The organism is Enterobacter sp. CPE_E890, from assembly GCF_046521475.1.
Taxonomy (GTDB): domain Bacteria; phylum Pseudomonadota; class Gammaproteobacteria; order Enterobacterales; family Enterobacteriaceae; genus Enterobacter; species Enterobacter adelaidei.
Window position 1 is genome coordinate 3,391,757 of sequence record NZ_JBKFZW010000001.1, and the last position, 16,439, is coordinate 3,408,195.

Annotated in this window: 16 protein-coding genes; 2 read left to right on the forward strand and 14 right to left on the reverse strand. The window is 56.4% G+C overall.

Features of this window, described 5'->3' with window-relative positions:
* Window positions 1-104: 104 nt before the first annotated feature.
* From dedD to pdxB, 7 genes are all read right to left on the reverse strand, one after another.
* Window positions 105-803: a cell division protein DedD gene (gene dedD / locus ACLHV9_RS16605; protein WP_114977628.1), complete on the reverse strand. Its 699-nt coding sequence runs from the start codon at window positions 801-803 to the stop codon at window positions 105-107.
* Entirely contained in the window at window positions 793-2,061 is a 1,269-nt protein-coding gene (gene folC, locus ACLHV9_RS16610; protein WP_407220851.1) for a bifunctional tetrahydrofolate synthase/dihydrofolate synthase, read from the reverse strand. Before folC ends, dedD begins: the two co-directional genes overlap by 11 nt.
* A 70-nt stretch (window positions 2,062-2,131) precedes the next feature.
* Complete coding sequence (gene accD / locus ACLHV9_RS16615; RefSeq protein WP_003861408.1) at window positions 2,132-3,037, reverse strand: acetyl-CoA carboxylase, carboxyltransferase subunit beta; 906 nt, start codon at window positions 3,035-3,037, stop codon at window positions 2,132-2,134.
* 154 nt (window positions 3,038-3,191) lie between these two features.
* Window positions 3,192-3,851 (reverse strand): DedA family protein, encoded by a 660-nt coding sequence (locus tag ACLHV9_RS16620; RefSeq protein ID WP_028016213.1) that lies wholly within the window; start codon window positions 3,849-3,851, stop codon window positions 3,192-3,194.
* Between the two features lie 28 nt (window positions 3,852-3,879).
* Complete coding sequence (gene truA, locus ACLHV9_RS16625; RefSeq protein WP_028016212.1) at window positions 3,880-4,692, reverse strand: tRNA pseudouridine(38-40) synthase TruA; 813 nt, start codon at window positions 4,690-4,692, stop codon at window positions 3,880-3,882.
* The gene (locus tag ACLHV9_RS16630; protein WP_049005881.1) at window positions 4,692-5,705 is read right to left on the reverse strand and encodes an aspartate-semialdehyde dehydrogenase; all 1,014 of its coding nucleotides are present in this window, start codon (window positions 5,703-5,705) and stop codon (window positions 4,692-4,694) included. The genes truA and ACLHV9_RS16630 overlap by 1 nt, the downstream gene beginning before the upstream one ends.
* A gap of 67 nt (window positions 5,706-5,772) precedes the next feature.
* Window positions 5,773-6,909, reverse strand: coding sequence for a 4-phosphoerythronate dehydrogenase PdxB (pdxB, locus tag ACLHV9_RS16635; protein WP_407220854.1), 1,137 nt, complete (start codon window positions 6,907-6,909; stop codon window positions 5,773-5,775).
* 113 nt (window positions 6,910-7,022) lie between these two features.
* On the opposite strand from pdxB, the gene flk reads away from it, so the two are divergent.
* The gene (gene flk / locus ACLHV9_RS16640; protein WP_407220855.1) at window positions 7,023-8,027 is read left to right on the forward strand and encodes a flagella biosynthesis regulator Flk; all 1,005 of its coding nucleotides are present in this window, start codon (window positions 7,023-7,025) and stop codon (window positions 8,025-8,027) included.
* 42 nt (window positions 8,028-8,069) lie between these two features.
* Here the strand turns inward: flk and ACLHV9_RS16645 are convergent, their stop codons facing one another.
* Together ACLHV9_RS16645 and fabB are read right to left on the reverse strand one after the other, a co-directional pair.
* Complete coding sequence (locus tag ACLHV9_RS16645) at window positions 8,070-9,248, reverse strand: MFS transporter (RefSeq protein ID WP_410376042.1); 1,179 nt, start codon at window positions 9,246-9,248, stop codon at window positions 8,070-8,072.
* A 208-nt stretch (window positions 9,249-9,456) separates the two neighbouring features.
* The gene (gene fabB, locus ACLHV9_RS16650) at window positions 9,457-10,674 is read right to left on the reverse strand and encodes a beta-ketoacyl-ACP synthase I (protein ID WP_028016207.1); all 1,218 of its coding nucleotides are present in this window, start codon (window positions 10,672-10,674) and stop codon (window positions 9,457-9,459) included.
* A gap of 158 nt (window positions 10,675-10,832) precedes the next feature.
* On the opposite strand from fabB, the gene mnmC reads away from it, so the two are divergent.
* Window positions 10,833-12,830 carry a bifunctional tRNA (5-methylaminomethyl-2-thiouridine)(34)-methyltransferase MnmD/FAD-dependent 5-carboxymethylaminomethyl-2-thiouridine(34) oxidoreductase MnmC gene (gene mnmC, locus ACLHV9_RS16655; RefSeq protein WP_407220857.1) on the forward strand — a complete coding sequence of 666 codons (1,998 nt, stop codon included), beginning with the start codon at window positions 10,833-10,835 and terminating at the stop codon, window positions 12,828-12,830.
* 45 nt (window positions 12,831-12,875) lie between these two features.
* Here mnmC and ACLHV9_RS16660 read toward each other — a convergent pair whose 3' ends face one another.
* The 5 genes from ACLHV9_RS16660 to aroC are packed head-to-tail and all read right to left on the reverse strand — an operon-like array spanning window position 12,876 to window position 16,434.
* Entirely contained in the window at window positions 12,876-13,154 is a 279-nt protein-coding gene (locus tag ACLHV9_RS16660) for a YfcL family protein (RefSeq protein ID WP_028016205.1), read from the reverse strand.
* A gap of 13 nt (window positions 13,155-13,167) precedes the next feature.
* Complete coding sequence (locus tag ACLHV9_RS16665; protein ID WP_108090844.1) at window positions 13,168-13,713, reverse strand: elongation factor P hydroxylase; 546 nt, start codon at window positions 13,711-13,713, stop codon at window positions 13,168-13,170.
* Window positions 13,710-14,522 carry a sulfite exporter TauE/SafE family protein gene (locus ACLHV9_RS16670; protein ID WP_028016203.1) on the reverse strand — a complete coding sequence of 271 codons (813 nt, stop codon included), beginning with the start codon at window positions 14,520-14,522 and terminating at the stop codon, window positions 13,710-13,712. Before ACLHV9_RS16670 ends, ACLHV9_RS16665 begins: the two co-directional genes overlap by 4 nt.
* Entirely contained in the window at window positions 14,522-15,346 is an 825-nt protein-coding gene (gene mepA, locus ACLHV9_RS16675; RefSeq protein ID WP_407220858.1) for a penicillin-insensitive murein endopeptidase, read from the reverse strand. Before mepA ends, ACLHV9_RS16670 begins: the two co-directional genes overlap by 1 nt.
* Before the next feature lie 2 nt (window positions 15,347-15,348).
* The gene (gene aroC, locus ACLHV9_RS16680; RefSeq protein ID WP_407220859.1) at window positions 15,349-16,434 is read right to left on the reverse strand and encodes a chorismate synthase; all 1,086 of its coding nucleotides are present in this window, start codon (window positions 16,432-16,434) and stop codon (window positions 15,349-15,351) included.
* Between the last annotated feature and the right edge of the window lie 5 nt (window positions 16,435-16,439).

The window sequence follows — 16,439 nt, forward strand, 5'->3', positions numbered from 1 at the left end:
AACGTTTGCGTAGGGATTTCCTTCCCGCGCGTAAATAAAAAAGGCGCTGAAAAAATGTTCAACGCCGTGGCCTATCGCCTCTCTCTTTCAGGAGCAGGTCGTACTTAGTTAGCGCTGTAGCTCATCACTACACCACTCAGACCGGAGATCTGCTTCAGCTCGCCGAGCGAACCTTTCAGTTTGTCTTTAGACGCCTCTGGCCCCACGAGGATACGGGTAATTTTACCCTGCACCGGCGTGGAAGGTGAAGTGTAAACACGATACCCCGCACTGCGCAGTTTCCCCACCACCTCATTGACTTTATCCGCATTTTTCAGCGCACCAAGCTGCACAACGTAAGCTTTGCCCGTTGGGGCTGCGGCCTCTTGCTGAGCCGGTTTCGCTGGTGGAGCTGTCTCTGAAGCAGCGGCCAGCTGTTCTGCTGTCTTATCGCGCTGTGGTTTCGGCTGTGGTTTGTCGACCGGCTTCGGTTTTTCAACAGGTTTAGGCTGCTCTACCGGCACAGGGTCGATCTCATTGTTGCTCGTTGCCGCCAGACGAGACGGGTCGAGCGACGGTGCTGCGGCATCGCCCGCACGGATCTCTTCTGCCGCACCTTCCGGTGGCTGAGCAGGAAGCGCCTGCGTCGCCGCAGGGAGCATATCCGGCTCATCGCGATCACCCGGTTTAGGGACCAGCGGAATAGCGGCAAACTCATCCTGATAATGCTTTTTCTGCCCGTCGAGCAGACCCGGGAGGATAATCACCCCAAGCGCGACCAGCACAATGGTTCCTGTTAAACGGTTCTGAAACTTACTCGCCACCGGTTCTCCCCGCGTCCATCACTTCCATGACATGTGCTACGGTGTGGAATGAGCCACACACCAGCACGGTATCTTCTCGTTTAGCATCCGCCATCGCGGCATGCCAGGCCTGGGCCACGCTATTGTAGATTGCGCCTTTGCCAAGATGTTCCATCAGTTGCTCGGCTGTTGCACCACGCGGCCCCTCCAGAGGAGCACAATACCAGCTATCGACCACACTCTCCATGCAGGCCAGCGTCCCGCCGATATCTTTATCATGAAGCATACCGATAACTGCCAGTACGCGCCCGGTTTTTGGTAACGATTTAAGACGTCCGGCAAGATAAGCCGCCGCATGTGGGTTATGAGCCACATCCAGAATGAGACGTGGTGACTCGCTGACGATCTGGAAACGCCCGGGCAGAATCGCGTTCTGTATACCATCGCGGATCGCCTGCTCGCTGACCGCGAGGCCGCTGGCGCGCAGTGCTGCCAGTGCCGTTGCCGCGTTCGGCTGTGGCACCTGCGGCAGAGGCAGGTTGTCCAGCGCGCCCTGTGCATCGCTAAAGCACCAGGCGTTGTCACGCACTTCATACTGCCAGTCAACGCCGCGGCGCAGCAGACGCGCGCCCTTCTCGTTTGCCACGTCAGCGATGGTGTGTGGCATATCCGGCTCGCCGACCACGGCGGGCTTATTGGCCCGGAAAATACCGGCCTTCTCGCGGCCAATGCTTTCACGGTCCGGTCCCAGCCAGTCGGTATGATCCAGCGCGATGCTGGTGACCACCGCCACATCTGCATCCACCATATTGGTGGCATCAAGACGTCCACCCAGTCCGACCTCAAGGATCACCACATCGAGTTGCGCCTGCTTGAACAGCCACAGCGCCGAAAGCGTACCGTATTCGAAATAGGTTAATGAGATCTCACCGCGCGCGGCTTCAATTTCCGCGAACGAGGTCGTATGTGCCGATTCCGGCAACTCGCTGTTCTGCACGCGAACCCGTTCGGTATAGCGTACCAGGTGTGGAGAGCTGTAAACGCCAACCTTATAACCCGCAGCCATCAGAATGGATTCCAGCGTACGGCAGGTCGTCCCTTTACCGTTGGTGCCCGCGACAGTAAAAACGAAAGGCGCAGGTTTCAGCACATCAAGACGCGCAGCGACCTGGCTTACGCGCTCAAGGCCCATATCAATGGTTTTGCTGTGCAGGTTTTCCAGATAAGAAAGCCACGCGGCCAGGGGCGACGTGGCTTGGGGAATGCTTTTATTTTCCATGATGCCCGGTTGTCATTAACAGTTTAGAAAGCAAAAGGGCAGCGCCAACCGGCCCTGCCCTTTTCAGTTATCAGGCCTCGGGTTCCTGATCCGGTACCACCACGCCTTCGCGCGGCTCATCCGGGTTTGGCGCTGGCAGGTTCATCAGCTTCGCCAGAATGCTCGCCAGCTTCAGGCGCATTTCCGGACGACGGACAATCATGTCGATGGCGCCTTTTTCGATGAGGAACTCACTGCGCTGGAAGCCCGGCGGCAGTTTTTCACGCACGGTCTGCTCAATAACGCGAGGACCCGCAAAGCCGATCAGCGCTTTTGGCTCAGCGATGTTCAGATCGCCCAGCATCGCGAAACTTGCGGAGACGCCACCCATGGTTGGGTCGGTCAGCACAGAGATGTAAGGCAGACCACGCTCCTGCATTTTTGCCAGTGCAGCAGAGGTTTTCGCCATCTGCATCAGAGACATCAACGCTTCCTGCATACGCGCACCGCCAGAGGCAGAGAAGCAGATCAGCGGGCAGTTGTCTTCCAGCGCCTGCTCAACGGCACGCACAAAACGCGCACCCACCACTGAACCCATTGAGCCGCCCATAAAGGAGAACTCAAACGCAGCGGCAACAACCGGCATCTCATGCAGGGTGCCCTTCATGACGATCAGCGCGTCTTTCTCGCCGGTCTCTTTCTGTGCAGAGGCCAGACGATCTTTGTATTTTTTGGAATCGCGGAACTTCAGCACGTCTTTTGGCTCAAGCTCGCTACCCAGTTCTACCAGAGAACCTTCGTCCAGCAGGCTATGCAGGCGGTTACGCGCCGACATACGCATGTGGTGGTCACACTTCGGACACACCTCTAGGTTGCGTTCCAGCTCTGCGCGATACAGAACCTGGCCGCAGCTATCACACTTCGTCCATACCCCTTCAGGAATGCTCGCTTTGCGCGTTGGGGTAATGTTGCTTTTAATTCGTTCAATCCAGCTCATTGATAACCTTTCTGCCTGAACCTGGTCGTATGCCAGTTTTGCTATAAGAGGCGAATAATGCCATTTTTGCCTCCAACAGACCATGAATGTTGCACATTAAAACATAACAGCCCGAAACTTTGGATAAAAAAGTGGTCGAACCGCCAGTGTGCATTTACTTCGTTTGTTTCGCCGCCGCACGTTTGTGACGGATAATTTCAATCACGCCCGGCAGTACAGAAAGCACAATAATCGCTACAATCAGTAACTTAAGGTTTTCCTGAACCACCGGAAGATCGCCAAACAGGTAGCCTGCATAGGTAAAGAGCAGAACCCACAGCAGCGCGCCAACCACGTTGTATGCTGCAAAGTGACGATAGGACATATGTCCCATTCCCGCCACAAACGGTGCAAATGTACGCACAATAGGCACAAAACGCGCAAGGATAATGGTTTTACCACCATGGCGTTCATAAAACGCATGGGTCTTGTCTAAATAGCTACGACGGAAAATTTTCGAGTCCGGATTACTGAAAAGCCGCTCACCAAATACTCGCCCAATCGTATAGTTGACCGCATCACCAATAATGGCGGCAATCACCATCAGCACAACCATCAGATGTACATTCAGATCATTGGTCGGTAACGCTGATAACGCCCCGGCGACGAACAGCAGCGAATCCCCGGGTAAAAATGGGGTGACGACCAGACCTGTTTCACAGAACAGAATGAGGAACAGAATAGCGTAAACCCAGACGCCATATTGCGCGACAAGCTCTGCCAGGTGAACATCAATATGCAGGATGAAATCAATCAAAAAACGAATTACGTCCATATTGTTTAAGCCCTAATTGCACCTTTGTTTAGTCCGCTAAAAATAGCGGGCCCATTGGCGGTTTCGGCAGGTCAAACCGATCCGGATAGTCTACCGAGACCAGATACAACCCCTCCGCTTTCGCCGTGGCTGCCGCAAGCGTTCTGTCCTTCGCTGCCAGCAGTTCAGCAATCCAGCTCTCCGGCTGGTGTCCGGCACCCACTTCCATCAGGCTGCCCACAATATTCCGTACCATATGATGTACAAAGGCATTGGCTTTGATATCCACCACCACATAAGCGCCAAAACGGCTGACGTTTATGTGCATGACATTACGCCACGGCGTGCGGGACTGACACTGCACCGCACGAAACGACGTAAAGTCATTCTCACCAATCAGACATTGCGCCGCACGATGCATACGTTCAGCATCAAGCGGTTCATAAAAATGCGTCACACCCTGGCTTAACACCGCTGGACGAAGACGTTGATTGTAGATGACATAACGGTAGCGACGCGCCGTGGCGCTGAAGCGCGCGTGAAAATCATCCGGCACAGCTTTCACCCAACGAACAGCAATGTCACCAGGTAAATTCGCATTTACACCCAGCGTCCAGGCAGCATCTTTACGCACGGCTGTGGTTTCAAAGTGAACCACCTGCCCCGTGCCATGAACACCCGCGTCCGTACGGCCCGCGCACAGGACGTTAATTGGCTCGTTTGCCACCTGAGAGAGCGCTTTCTCCAGCTTCTCCTGGACGCTGCGCACCTCATTCTGACGCTGCCAGCCATAGTATTTACTGCCATCGTACTCAATACCGAGGGCAATTTTATGAACTGGCTTTTGATCCACGTCTGACATCAGTACAGGTACTCCTGTACCAGTTTTTCAGCGATTTTGACCGCCATCAGCGCACCGCCGAAACGAACGTTGTCAGCAACGGACCAGAACTGGACCTGCTCCGGCATACCGTAGTCGTTACGCACGCAGCCAACGGAAAGATGCGCGCTACCGGTGGCATCGCCCACCTGGGTCGGGAACTCGCTCTCTTCGGAAAGCACAATGTCTTCCCCACGACCAAACGCATCGCGCGCTTCCTCTGCCGCCAGCGGACGCAGCGCTTCAAAACCTACCATCTGCGCGTGACCGTAGAAGACCGGGGACTGCACGACGTTCGCGGAGATCATCAGGCCGTCGTCCTGCAGAATTTTACGAACTTCATCGACGATCCGGCGCTCTTCGCGCACGGAACCCTCGCGATCGGGCAGCAATGGCAGCATGTTGAACGCCAGCTGACGACCAAAGAAATCGTCTTCGTCAATCGGGATACCGTTCAACAACTTCGCACTCTGACCGGCCAGCGCATCGACGGCCTTTTTGCCATTTGCGGAGGCGGACAGCAGACTGGTGACAGTAATACGCGACAGGCCGCCGTCGTCGATAAGTGGTTTCAGAGCGGTCAGCAGCTGGCTGGTCAGGCTGTTTGGTACCGCGATGATATTGCGATTACGGTAATCAGCCAGCACAAACGGGTTCACGTCCGGCACCACCAGCGGCACATCCGGTTCCATGGAGAACAGACCGCTCAGGTCGATCACCAGACAGCCTGCGTTAGTCGCCTCTTCAATGTAAGCAGCAGTGGCTTCAACGCCCGCGGCGAAAAATGCCAGCTGCGCCTGCGTCCAGTCGAACGCTGCCGCATCCTGAACCATCACGGATTTACTGTTGAAACGCAGATGCTCACCCGCGCTATCGGTACGCGCCAGCGCATAGATATCGCCCACCGGGAACTGACGCTCAGCAAGGGTTTCGAGCAGGGCTTCGCCCACGGCACCCGTGGCACCTAAAATGGCAATGTTCCAGCCTTCAGACATGGTGGTTTACTCCAGAAATAAAAAAGCGTCCCTGTTGGAGTATCCGACAGGGAGCATTAAGAAGACATTAATGCGCCGGGTGATGAACGGCGTTAAAACCCAGTTTATGCAGTAGCGTTGCAGCCTTTGCGTCATCGCAAATCACATACAGAGAGGACCACTCACGGCGCTCAACATAGTTTTTGCGCAGCTTGTCAAACTCACCCGGGATCCCCGCCACCTTACGCAGTAGCGCATCATCGCGGCGCACATCATACACCAAATGTACCAACCTTTTCAGCGTCGCCTGATCGAGCGGACCATGCAGAGTAATGCGGCCAAATTCAGGTGCAGGCAGTAAGGTATCCAGCGCGACCTGCTGCGGATGCCCAATAAAGGCACTGTAGGCTTCGAAGACCTGAGTCGTGCCGCGCGCTTTCCCCTCGAGGGTGTAACCGGCGATATGCGCAGTACCCACGTCCACCTTGTTAAGCAGCTCAACGTTGAGATCCGGCTCTGGCTCCCAGACGTCCAGCACCACGCTGAGGTCTTGCCCATCATTCAGACATGTCAGCAGCGCGGCATTATCCACCACCGGACCGCGGCAGGCATTTATCAGAATAGTGCCAGGTTTCAGACGACGGATCAGGGCTTCGTCGGCAAGATGCAGCGACTTATACGGCCCTTCTTTAAACAACGGCGTGTGGAAAGTGATCACATCGCACTGTTCAATCAGTTCATCCAGCGGGCGGAAATCCCCTTCCTCACCGTTGTCTTTGCGCGGAGGGTCGCACAGCAGAGTACGAATACCCAACGCTTCCAGACGTTTTTGCAGGCGTCCGCCCACATTACCCACACCGACAATCCCTACGGTACGATCCTGCAACGCAAAACCGTCACGCTCGGCAAGCATCAGAAGGGAGGAAAAAACGTATTCCACTACAGCAATGGCGTTACAGCCCGGCGCGGCGGAAAAACCGATCCCCGCCTGCTTAAGCCATTTGTCATCCACATGATCGGTCCCTGCCGTTGCGGTCCCGACGAACTTAATCGCTTTACCGGCGAGCAACGACTCATTTACTTTGGTCACCGAGCGCACCATCAGCGCATCCGCATCATCCAGTTCGTTTACCGGGATTGGACGACCAGGGACAGCCTTAACGTTACCCAGGCGGCTAAACAGCTCACGGGCATAAGGCATATTTTCATCAACGAGGATTTTCACGTCTGAGTACCTGTTTGAGAGGAAGAAAACCTGCCAAGTGTGCCATAATCTGGCCGCCAGGCATATACGTATGCCAGGTTTACGCTGAGTTTTGACTTTAAGGATTTTTGACGATGCAGCCCATTTCAGGTACGCCGCCACGCCCTCCGGGTGAAGGCCCTGTCACGCCGAACGTTGCCGGTGAACAACCGCTATCCACACAACAGCGCACCGTGCTGGAGCGACTGATCACGCGCCTGATTGCGCTGACGTCACAGCAAAACGCGGAAGTCTGGGCCGGGGTTAAGCATGATTTAGGTGTCCGGAACGATGCACCGCTGCAGTCGCGCCATTTCCCTGCGGCCGAGCAAAATCTGAATCAGCGTATTACCGCCGCACAGCAAAATCACACCACCCGGCAGATTGTCTCACAGCTCACCGAGCTGTTAGGCCAGGGCAATAACCGACAGGCGGTCAGTGATTTCATTCGCCAGCAGTTTGGCCAGACCGCCCTGAGTCAGCTGACGCCAGAGCAGTTGAAAACCGTGCTGACGCTGCTGCAAACCAATCAGCTGACCATCCCGCAACCGCAACAGCGTCCGTCAACCGAGCGTCCGCTGCTGCCTGCTGAACACAATACACTGAACCAGATGGTGACCAAACTGGCCGCCGCCACCGGCGAGTCAACGAAGCTTATCTGGCAGTCGATGCTGGAGCTTTCCGGCGTGAAAGCGGGCGAGCTGATCCCGGCGAAACAGTTTACCCATCTGGTGACCTGGCTACAGGCCCGTCAGACGCTGAGTGCCCAGAATACCCCTACCCTGCATACGCTCCAGGCGGCACTGAAACAGCCGCTTGAGCCGCATGAATTTGAGGTGATTCGGGATTACGCCCAGCAGACCTGGCAGGCCACGCCGCAAACGGTACTGACCACCGCGCAGGTGCAGGATTTGCTGAATCAAATCTTTATCCGCCGCGCCGAGCGTGAAGGCGGCGTGCCGGAAGTCAGGGATATTCAGCCGATCTACAACCCGCTGTTTGCACCGGTCGTGGAGACCTTCAGAACGCTGTCTGCCCGTCCGGGGCTGTTGTTTATTGCGCTGATGATTGCGCTGGCGATTTTCTGGCTGGTTGCCTGAGGTTTTTCCCGGTGGCGCTGCGCTTACCGGGCCTACAACGGCTCAAGTCCTGCGAAACGCCACCAGCGTCACAATAATCCCAACCACCGCAGAAACCGCTCCGGCCAGGAACACTGACGGATAGCCAAACGAAGTGGCTAACAGCCCCGCCAGCGGCCCGGTGACACCGTATGAGATATCCTGAAACGCCGCATAGCCGCCCAATGCTGTACCACGCACCTGCGGGGCAACACGCTTCACGACTTCAACGCCGAGCGCCGGGAAGATCAGTGAACAACCGCAACCGGTGAGTGCTGCGCCGATCAGTGCAACAGAAGCGACCGGTGCGTTCCACAGTAGCAACAAGCCAACGGTTTCTATCATCAGCGACGCTACCGCCACTTTCACACCGCCAAAACGATCCGGCATCCAGCCGAACAGCACTCGCATCAGCACAAATGCGCCGCCAAAGGCAGTGAGGGTAAAGCCCGCCATCGCCCAGCCACGGCTCATGAAATAAAGCGAGACGAACGTACCAATCACCGCAAATCCCACGCCCTGCAGTGCCAGGCCAAGACCCGGCTGCCATATTTGACCAACCACGCTCCACAGGGAAGAACGCTCCCCTTTATGGGCAGGTACTTTACGGACCGAACCGTTAAACGCCCACGCCAGCAGCGGTAACAGCATGGTGGTGGCAGCCAGCGCCGCAAATCCAAACTGGCTATTGATCAGCAGTCCAAGCGGTGCGCCCGCGGCCAGCGCGCCATAGATGGCCATACCGTTCCAGGACATCACTTTTCCGGAACGCGCAGGCCCCACAAGACCCATACCCCAGGTCAGGGTACCGGTCAGCAGCTGGCTTTCACCAAAGCCGAGGATTAAGCGGCCCAGCACCAGCAGCGCAAATTTATACGCGGCGTCGACCGGCAGGAGAGCAGCCAGCAGCCACGCACCACCTGCCAGCCCGCAGGCAAAAATCCCCTGCAGTGCGGAACGTTTAGCACCGTGCTGATCCGCCAGACGGCCGGCGTATCCACGCGTTAATACCGTGGCTAAAAACTGAATGCCCACGGCAATGCCGACCATGGTGTTGCCATAGCCCAGTTCCTGATGAACGAACAGCGGGATCACCGGCAACGGCAGGCCAACGGTCATATAGGTCAGAAATACGGCAAAGGCGATGCGGAACAGCGAGACGTTCGCTGAAGGGGTTGTTTCTGTTTGAGTTATTGCAGTCATGCTTTACTCCGAAATGAAGAGTAAGGCGGGGAAATGCCACGCCCCCTCTACCTGTTTACCAGGATTAAGGTGCGTTGGTTGACGTTAAACGCTTACGCATTATCGTGAGGATAATGTTGAGGTGTGAAGTTTGCCTGTCAGATCAGCCAGTTGTCAATGCATAAAAAAAGGGAGCCTTATGGCACCCTTTCTGAATCAAACATAAAACTTATGCTTTCAGCTTGCGCATCACCAGCGTGGCGTTGGTGCCGCCGAAACCGAAGCTGTTGGACATGACGGTGGTGAGCGTCGCGTCCATTGGTTTGGTCACGATGTTCAGGCCAGCAGCCTGCTCGTCCATCTCTTCGATGTTGATGCTTGGGGCGATAAAGCCGTTTTCCAGCATCAGCAGAGAGTAGATCGCTTCCTGCACGCCAGCCGCACCCAGAGAGTGTCCGGTCATCGCTTTGGTCGCGGAGATTGCCGGGCTGTTGTCGCCGAAGACTTCACGGATTGCACCCAGCTCTTTCACGTCGCCTACCGGAGTAGAGGTACCGTGGGAGTTCAGGTAGTCGATTGGGGTATCAACACCGTGCATCGCCATCTTCATGCAGCGCACCGCACCTTCTCCAGATGGCGCAACCATGTCAGCGCCATCAGACGTTGCACCGTAGCCCACGATCTCAGCATAGATGTGCGCGCCACGTGCCAGCGCATGTTCCAGCTCTTCAACCACAACCATACCGCCGCCGCCAGCGATAACGAATCCGTCACGGTGCGCATCATAGGTACGAGATGCTTTATCCGGGGTTTCATTGTACTTGGTGGACAGTGCGCCCATCGCGTCGAATTCACAGGCCATTTCCCAGCCAAGCTCTTCGCCGCCGCCAGCAAATACGATGTCCTGTTTACCCAGTTGGATCTGCTCAACAGCATTACCGATGCAGTGTGCAGACGTCGCACACGCGGAGCTGATGGAGTAGTTCACACCGTGAATTTTGAATGGAGTCGCCAGGCACGCGGAAACCGCAGAACCCATGGCTTTGGTTACCACGTACGGACCTACCGCTTTCAGACCACGCGGGCTACGCATTGCGTCAGCACCGAATACCTGCGCTTTTGATGAGCCGCCGGAACCGGCGATCAGACCCACGCGCGGGTTGTTCTGATAAACCTCTTCACTCAGGCCGGAATCTTTGATCGCTTCCTGCATGGAGAGATAAGCATAAATAGAGGCATCGTTCATGAAACGAACCACTTTGCGGTCAATCAAACCGGTGGTGTCCAGTTTGACGTTACCCCATACGTGGCTGCGCATACCTGAATCTTTAAACTCTTCAGAGAAAGTGATCCCGGAGCGTCCTTCACGCAGAGATGCCAGGACTTCCTGCTGGTTATTACCGATGCTGGAGACAATGCCCAGGCCAGTAATCACTGCACGTTTCATTCAATACCTCTGTAAGTCGCACTATAGTAAGTTTCGAGTCGCACAATAGCGTACACTTGTACGCCGAACAAGTCCGATCAGCCATTTTCTGCGGAAATTTGCACCGATGGGCTCACATCGTTAAGATCGTGCCACTGCCTGTCAGACGAGTAACTTACGTGAAACAAAATGCTATACAACCCGCCAACCTCGAATTCAACGCTGAGGGTACACCTGTTTCCCGAGATTTTGATGACGTCTATTTTTCTAATGATAACGGACTGGAAGAAACCCGCTATGTTTTCCTCGACGGAAACCAGCTCAGCATTCGCTTCCCTGTACATCCGCGGAATCTGTTCGTGGTCGCCGAGAGCGGCTTCGGTACCGGACTGAATTTTCTGACCCTCTGGCAGGCGTTCGATCAGTTTCACGCTGCACACCCTGAGGCTACGCTACAAAGATTACATTTCATCAGTTTCGAAAAATTCCCGCTCACGGCGCACGATCTGCGGCTCGCCCATCAGCACTGGCCGGAACTTGCGCCGTGGGCAGAGCAGCTTCAGGCGCAGTGGCCGCCTCATATTGGGGGTTGTCACCGTTTACTGCTGGACGGCGGACGCATCACACTGGATCTGTGGCTTGGCGACATCAATGAACTGACCGATAAGCTCGATGATTCGATGAATCAGAAGGTAGATGCATGGTTCCTGGACGGCTTTGCGCCTGCCAAAAACCCGGATATGTGGAGTCAGCATCTGTTCACCGCGATGGCGCGGCTGGCGCGCCCGGGCGCAACGCTCGCCACCTTTACCTCGGCAGGATTTGTCCGCCGGGGGTTGCAGGAAGCGGGCTTCACCATGCAGAAGACCAAAGGTTTTGGCCGCAAGCGCGACATGCTGGTCGGCAGGATGGATCAGACGCTGGACATTCCCGCTCAGGCGCCCTGGTTTGCACGCCGCGCCAGCGCATCGCGCGAAGTGGCGATAGTCGGCGGTGGGATCGCCAGCGCCCTGCTTTCTCTCGCCCTTCTCCACCGGGGCTGGCAGGTGACACTCTACTGTGCTGACGAGACGCCAGCAAGGGGGGCTTCCGGCAACCGTCAGGGGGCGCTCTATCCCCTTTTAAGCGCTCACGATCCCGCACTGAGTCAGTTTTTCCCGGCAGCCTTTATCTTTGCTCGTCATCTGTATGACACCCTGCCAGTGGCATTCGACCATGACTGGTGCGGCGTGACGCAGCTCGGCTGGGATGAAAAGAGCCAGCAAAAAATCACGCAGATGCTGTCGCTGGGTCTGCCTGACGAAATTGCCCGCGCGGTAAGTACGCAAGAGGTGGCAGACACCGCTGGCGTGGACACCGGCTGTGGAGGCATTCAGTATCCGCTCGGCGGCTGGCTGTGCCCGGCGGAACTGACCGCGGCGGTCATTGCTCTGGCACAATCACACGGGCTGACGGCACATTATGCTCACAAAGTTGAATCGCTGAGCCGCACAACTCACTGGAATCTCCGTTTTGCCGATGGCAAAGAGGCAAGCCATGCCAGCGTTGTGCTGGCAAACGGGCATCACATCAGTCAGTTTATCCAGACAGAGACGTTGCCGGTTTATCCGGTCGGCGGCCAGGTGAGCCATATCCCGACCGCGCCCGAACTGAGCAAGCTGCGTCAGGTGCTGTGCTATGACGGCTATCTGACGCCGCAAAACCCGTCTAACGGCCATCACTGCATCGGCGCCAGCTACCATCGTGGCGAAACGGATATGCACTACAGCGATGCGGACCAACAGCAAAACCGCCAGCGACTGATTGACTGTTTCCCGGATGCTGCGTGGGCGAAAGAGGTTGACATCAGCGAGGGGGAAGCGCGCTGCGGCGTGCGCTGCGCCACCCGCGACCATCTGCCTATGGCGGGTAACGTACCGGACTATGAAGCAACACTGGAGGCTTATCAGGATCTTGCGGAAAACAAAGATACTGCAGTGAGTGCACCGGTGTATCCGGACCTGTTTATGCTGGGTGGGCTAGGCTCGCGGGGATTATGTTCAGCGCCATTGCTGGCTGAAGTACTGGCCGCACAAATGAGCGAAGAGCCGATTCCGCTGGACAGGGTTACGCTTGCAGGGCTTAATCCAAACCGACTGTGGGTGCGGAAACTGCTGAAGGGGAAAAAGGTTAAGTAGGCTGTGGTCTGGAGCCCTCTCCCTGCGGGAGAGGGCTGAAAACAATTACTTCGCTTTCGCCTGCTGGAACAAATTGTCCCACATACCCAGCACCAGTGACTGATCGCGAGGAGAGAGTTCTCCTGCCTGAATAGCTTTCTCCAGGCTGCGGGTCACTTCATCATGAACGGCCTCGGCAGTGTGATCGTCCCCGGCCTCCAGCTCAGCAACGGCTAACGTCAGGTGACCACGCAGATAACCGCTGGCGAACAGCTCATCATCACTGGCGTGTTCCACCATGTCATCAATTAACGCCAGAATGCGTGATTCAAATTCTGCGATCATCTTCTTTCCTCAGTTAAAGATCTTCCGGCCAGGGGAAGCATTCCGCCGCGATCGCCGGCGTGTGGTAATAATTCTGTAAAGCCTCGATCAGACGCGCCGGACGTTCCGGAATGCCTTTCTCAAGATATTCCATCACCTGCGCATGAACGCGGCGCTGGAACACGATACGGTCTGGCTCGAAGTCGCCTTCGAGGTTGTCACAGCTCACGTTGAACGGGAAACCCGCCGCGACGCAGAATAACCATTCCAGCGCCTGCGGTTTAACCTCAACATCTTCAAACTGCCCCTGCGTTGCGGCGTCACGTCCGTCCGGGCAGTACCAGTAGCCGAAGTCCACCAGCTCGCGACGCGCTTTTCCGGCGATGCACCAGTGCGAAATCTCGTGCAACCCGCTGGCGTAAAAACCGTGAGCAAAGACGATGCGGTTATACGGCACGTCAGCATCAGCGGGAAGATAGATCGGTTCGTCGTCGCCTTTAATCAGACGGGTATTAAAATCGTCAGCAAAACAGCCGTCAAAAATCTCAATCAGCTGTTCGTATTTATGCGTACTGTTCATGAGTGCATCCCCAACCAGGTGAGGATCTCCTGTCCATGGCTGTCATAAAGAAGTTTGGCGCTCATTACCGCCGAGACGATAACAATCATTGGGCGGATAAGTTTTTGTCCTTTGCTTAACACCAGACGCGAGCCTGCACGCGCGCCCAGGAACTGCCCCGCCATCATCACAAACCCGGTTGCCCAGATAACCTTGCCCCCGATGATAAACAGCAACAGGCCACCAAGGTTTGAGGTCGCGTTGAGCACTTTGGCATGGGCAGTGGATTTGGCAAGGTTAAACCCGGCTAGCGTCACGAACGCCAGCGCATAAAATGAACCGGCGCCCGGGCCGAAGAAACCGTCGTAAAAACCCACACAGCCACCGGCAATCAGAGCAAATGGCAGACCGTGCAGACGACGCTGGCGATCTTCTTCACCGAGTTTTGGCATCAGCAAGAAGTAAAGCCCGATGCAGATGACCAGAATCGGCAGGATCTGGCGCAAAATATCGGACTGCACGTGCTGGACCAGCAGCGCGCCCGACGTCGAGCCGATAAAGGTCATCAGGATATTGAGCTTCTGATCGGCAAGGCTCACCACCTTACGGCGAATAAAATAGAGCGATGCCGAGAGTGAACCGCCGCAAGCCTGCAGCTTATTCGTGGCCAGAGCCTGCGCCGGGCTCATGCCCGCCGCCAGTAGCGCGGGTACGGTTAACAGCCCGCCGCCGCCCGCAAGAGCATCGATAAAACCGGCCAGCATGGCCACAAAGAACAACACCACCAGCAACAGCGGCGACACCATAAACAGATCGACGAAATTATCCATTAAAGTACATGCTCATCCAGTAGCGCCTGGCAGGAAGGCGGCAACGGAGGCGGTGTCTTCTTCTCAGGCTTAGAGGTTCCAGGTTTGGCTGGCTCAAACCAGCTTTGCAGTTCATATCCGCAGCCATCGCCCGACGGCGGTAGCGGCTGATCTTCACATTCCAGGCTGTTCGCCGGGCAGCGCAGACGCACGTGCATGTGCGCACGGTGCTGGAACCACGGGCGGACTTTGCGCAGCCAGTCGCGATCGGTTCCGGCATCCAGGCAGAGCTGCTGTTTGATAGCCGGGTTGACGAAAATCCGCGTGACGTCGTTATCTTTTGCCGCCAGCTTGATCAAACTGAACACATCCTGCGACCACAGCGAAGGCACAACGTTTTTTCCGTCGCTTGCCACCAGATCCAGCGCCTGCGGTTTTAGCAGTTGGGCAGAACTCCAGCGCGTCTTCGGAAGTTGCAGGAAGATATCGACATCCAGCCCTGTCTGGTGACTGGCGTGCCCACTGTTAAAACGACCGCCGGCAGGCATCCCCATATCGCCAATCAGCATCGTGCCCAACCCCAGGTTATGCACCTGGTTCCCCAGACGCTGGATGAACAACACCAGATCCGGGTGACCGAAATAACGACGCTGATCGGTACGCATCACCTGGTAGGTATCGGACTGCAGCGGAAGCTCCTGGGCACCGACGATACAGCCGTTCGAAAAGGCACCAATGGACTGCGCGCTCCCCGCCACCGGGTGGGTGATTTTTTGCCATGGCGTCGCGGCCAGACTGGCTCCACTGGCGAGCAGCGCCAACAGAGCAATTGCGGTCTTTTTCATGTTTACCAGCGTGGAATGGTGGTCGTCACATCCGCATTCTGCGCGCGCTGGCGCAGGAAGTGATCCATCAGCACGATAGCCAGCATCGCCTCGGCGATCGGCACCGCGCGGATCCCCACGCACGGATCGTGACGTCCTTTGGTGATCATCTCAACTTCTTCGCCATCGCGGTTAATCGTATGGCCCGGCACGGTGATGCTGGAGGTCGGCTTCAGTGCGATGTTGGCAACAATCTGCTGCCCGTTGCTGATCCCACCGAGAATGCCACCCGCATGGTTGCTCTGGAAACCGGCTTTCGTGATTTCGTCGCGGTTCTGACTGCCACGAAGCTGAACCACGTCAAAACCGTCGCCAATCTCTACACCCTTCACCGCGTTAATGCTCATCAGCGCGTGGGCGATGTCGGCGTCGAGACGGTCAAATACCGGCTCACCCCAGCCAGCCGGGACGCCGTCCGCCACCACGGTGACTTTCGCACCAATGGAGTCGCCCTCTTTTTTCAGGCCGCGCATCAGTTCGTCCAGCGCCTCCAGCTTGTCGGCATCAGCACAGAAGAACGGGTTCTGTTCAACCTGCTCCCAGTCCTTGATGGCCAGCGGAATGTCGCCCATCTGGGTCAGACAGCCACGGATCACAATGCCAAATTTCTGCTGCAGATATTTCTTGGCAATTGCCCCTGCGGCCACGCGCATCGCGGTTTCACGCGCGGAAGAACGTCCACCGCCGCGATAGTCACGGAAGCCGTATTTTTGCTCGTAGGTGTAGTCGGCATGGCCTGGGCGGAACACGTCCTTGATAGCACCGTAGTCCTGAGAACGCTGATCGGTGTTTTCGATCAGCAGACCAATGCTGGTCCCGGTGGTACGGCCTTCAAAGACGCCGGAGAGAATTTTGACCTGGTCCGGCTCGCGACGCTGCGTGGTGTAGCGAGAGGTGCCCGGGCGACGACGGTCGAGGTCGTGCTGTAAATCGGCTTCGGTCAGTTCGATGCCTGGCGGTACGCCGTCAACGATACAACCCAATGCCAGCCCGTGCGATTCACCAAAGGTGGTCACGCGGAATACCTGTCCAATACTGTTTCCTGCCATCACGG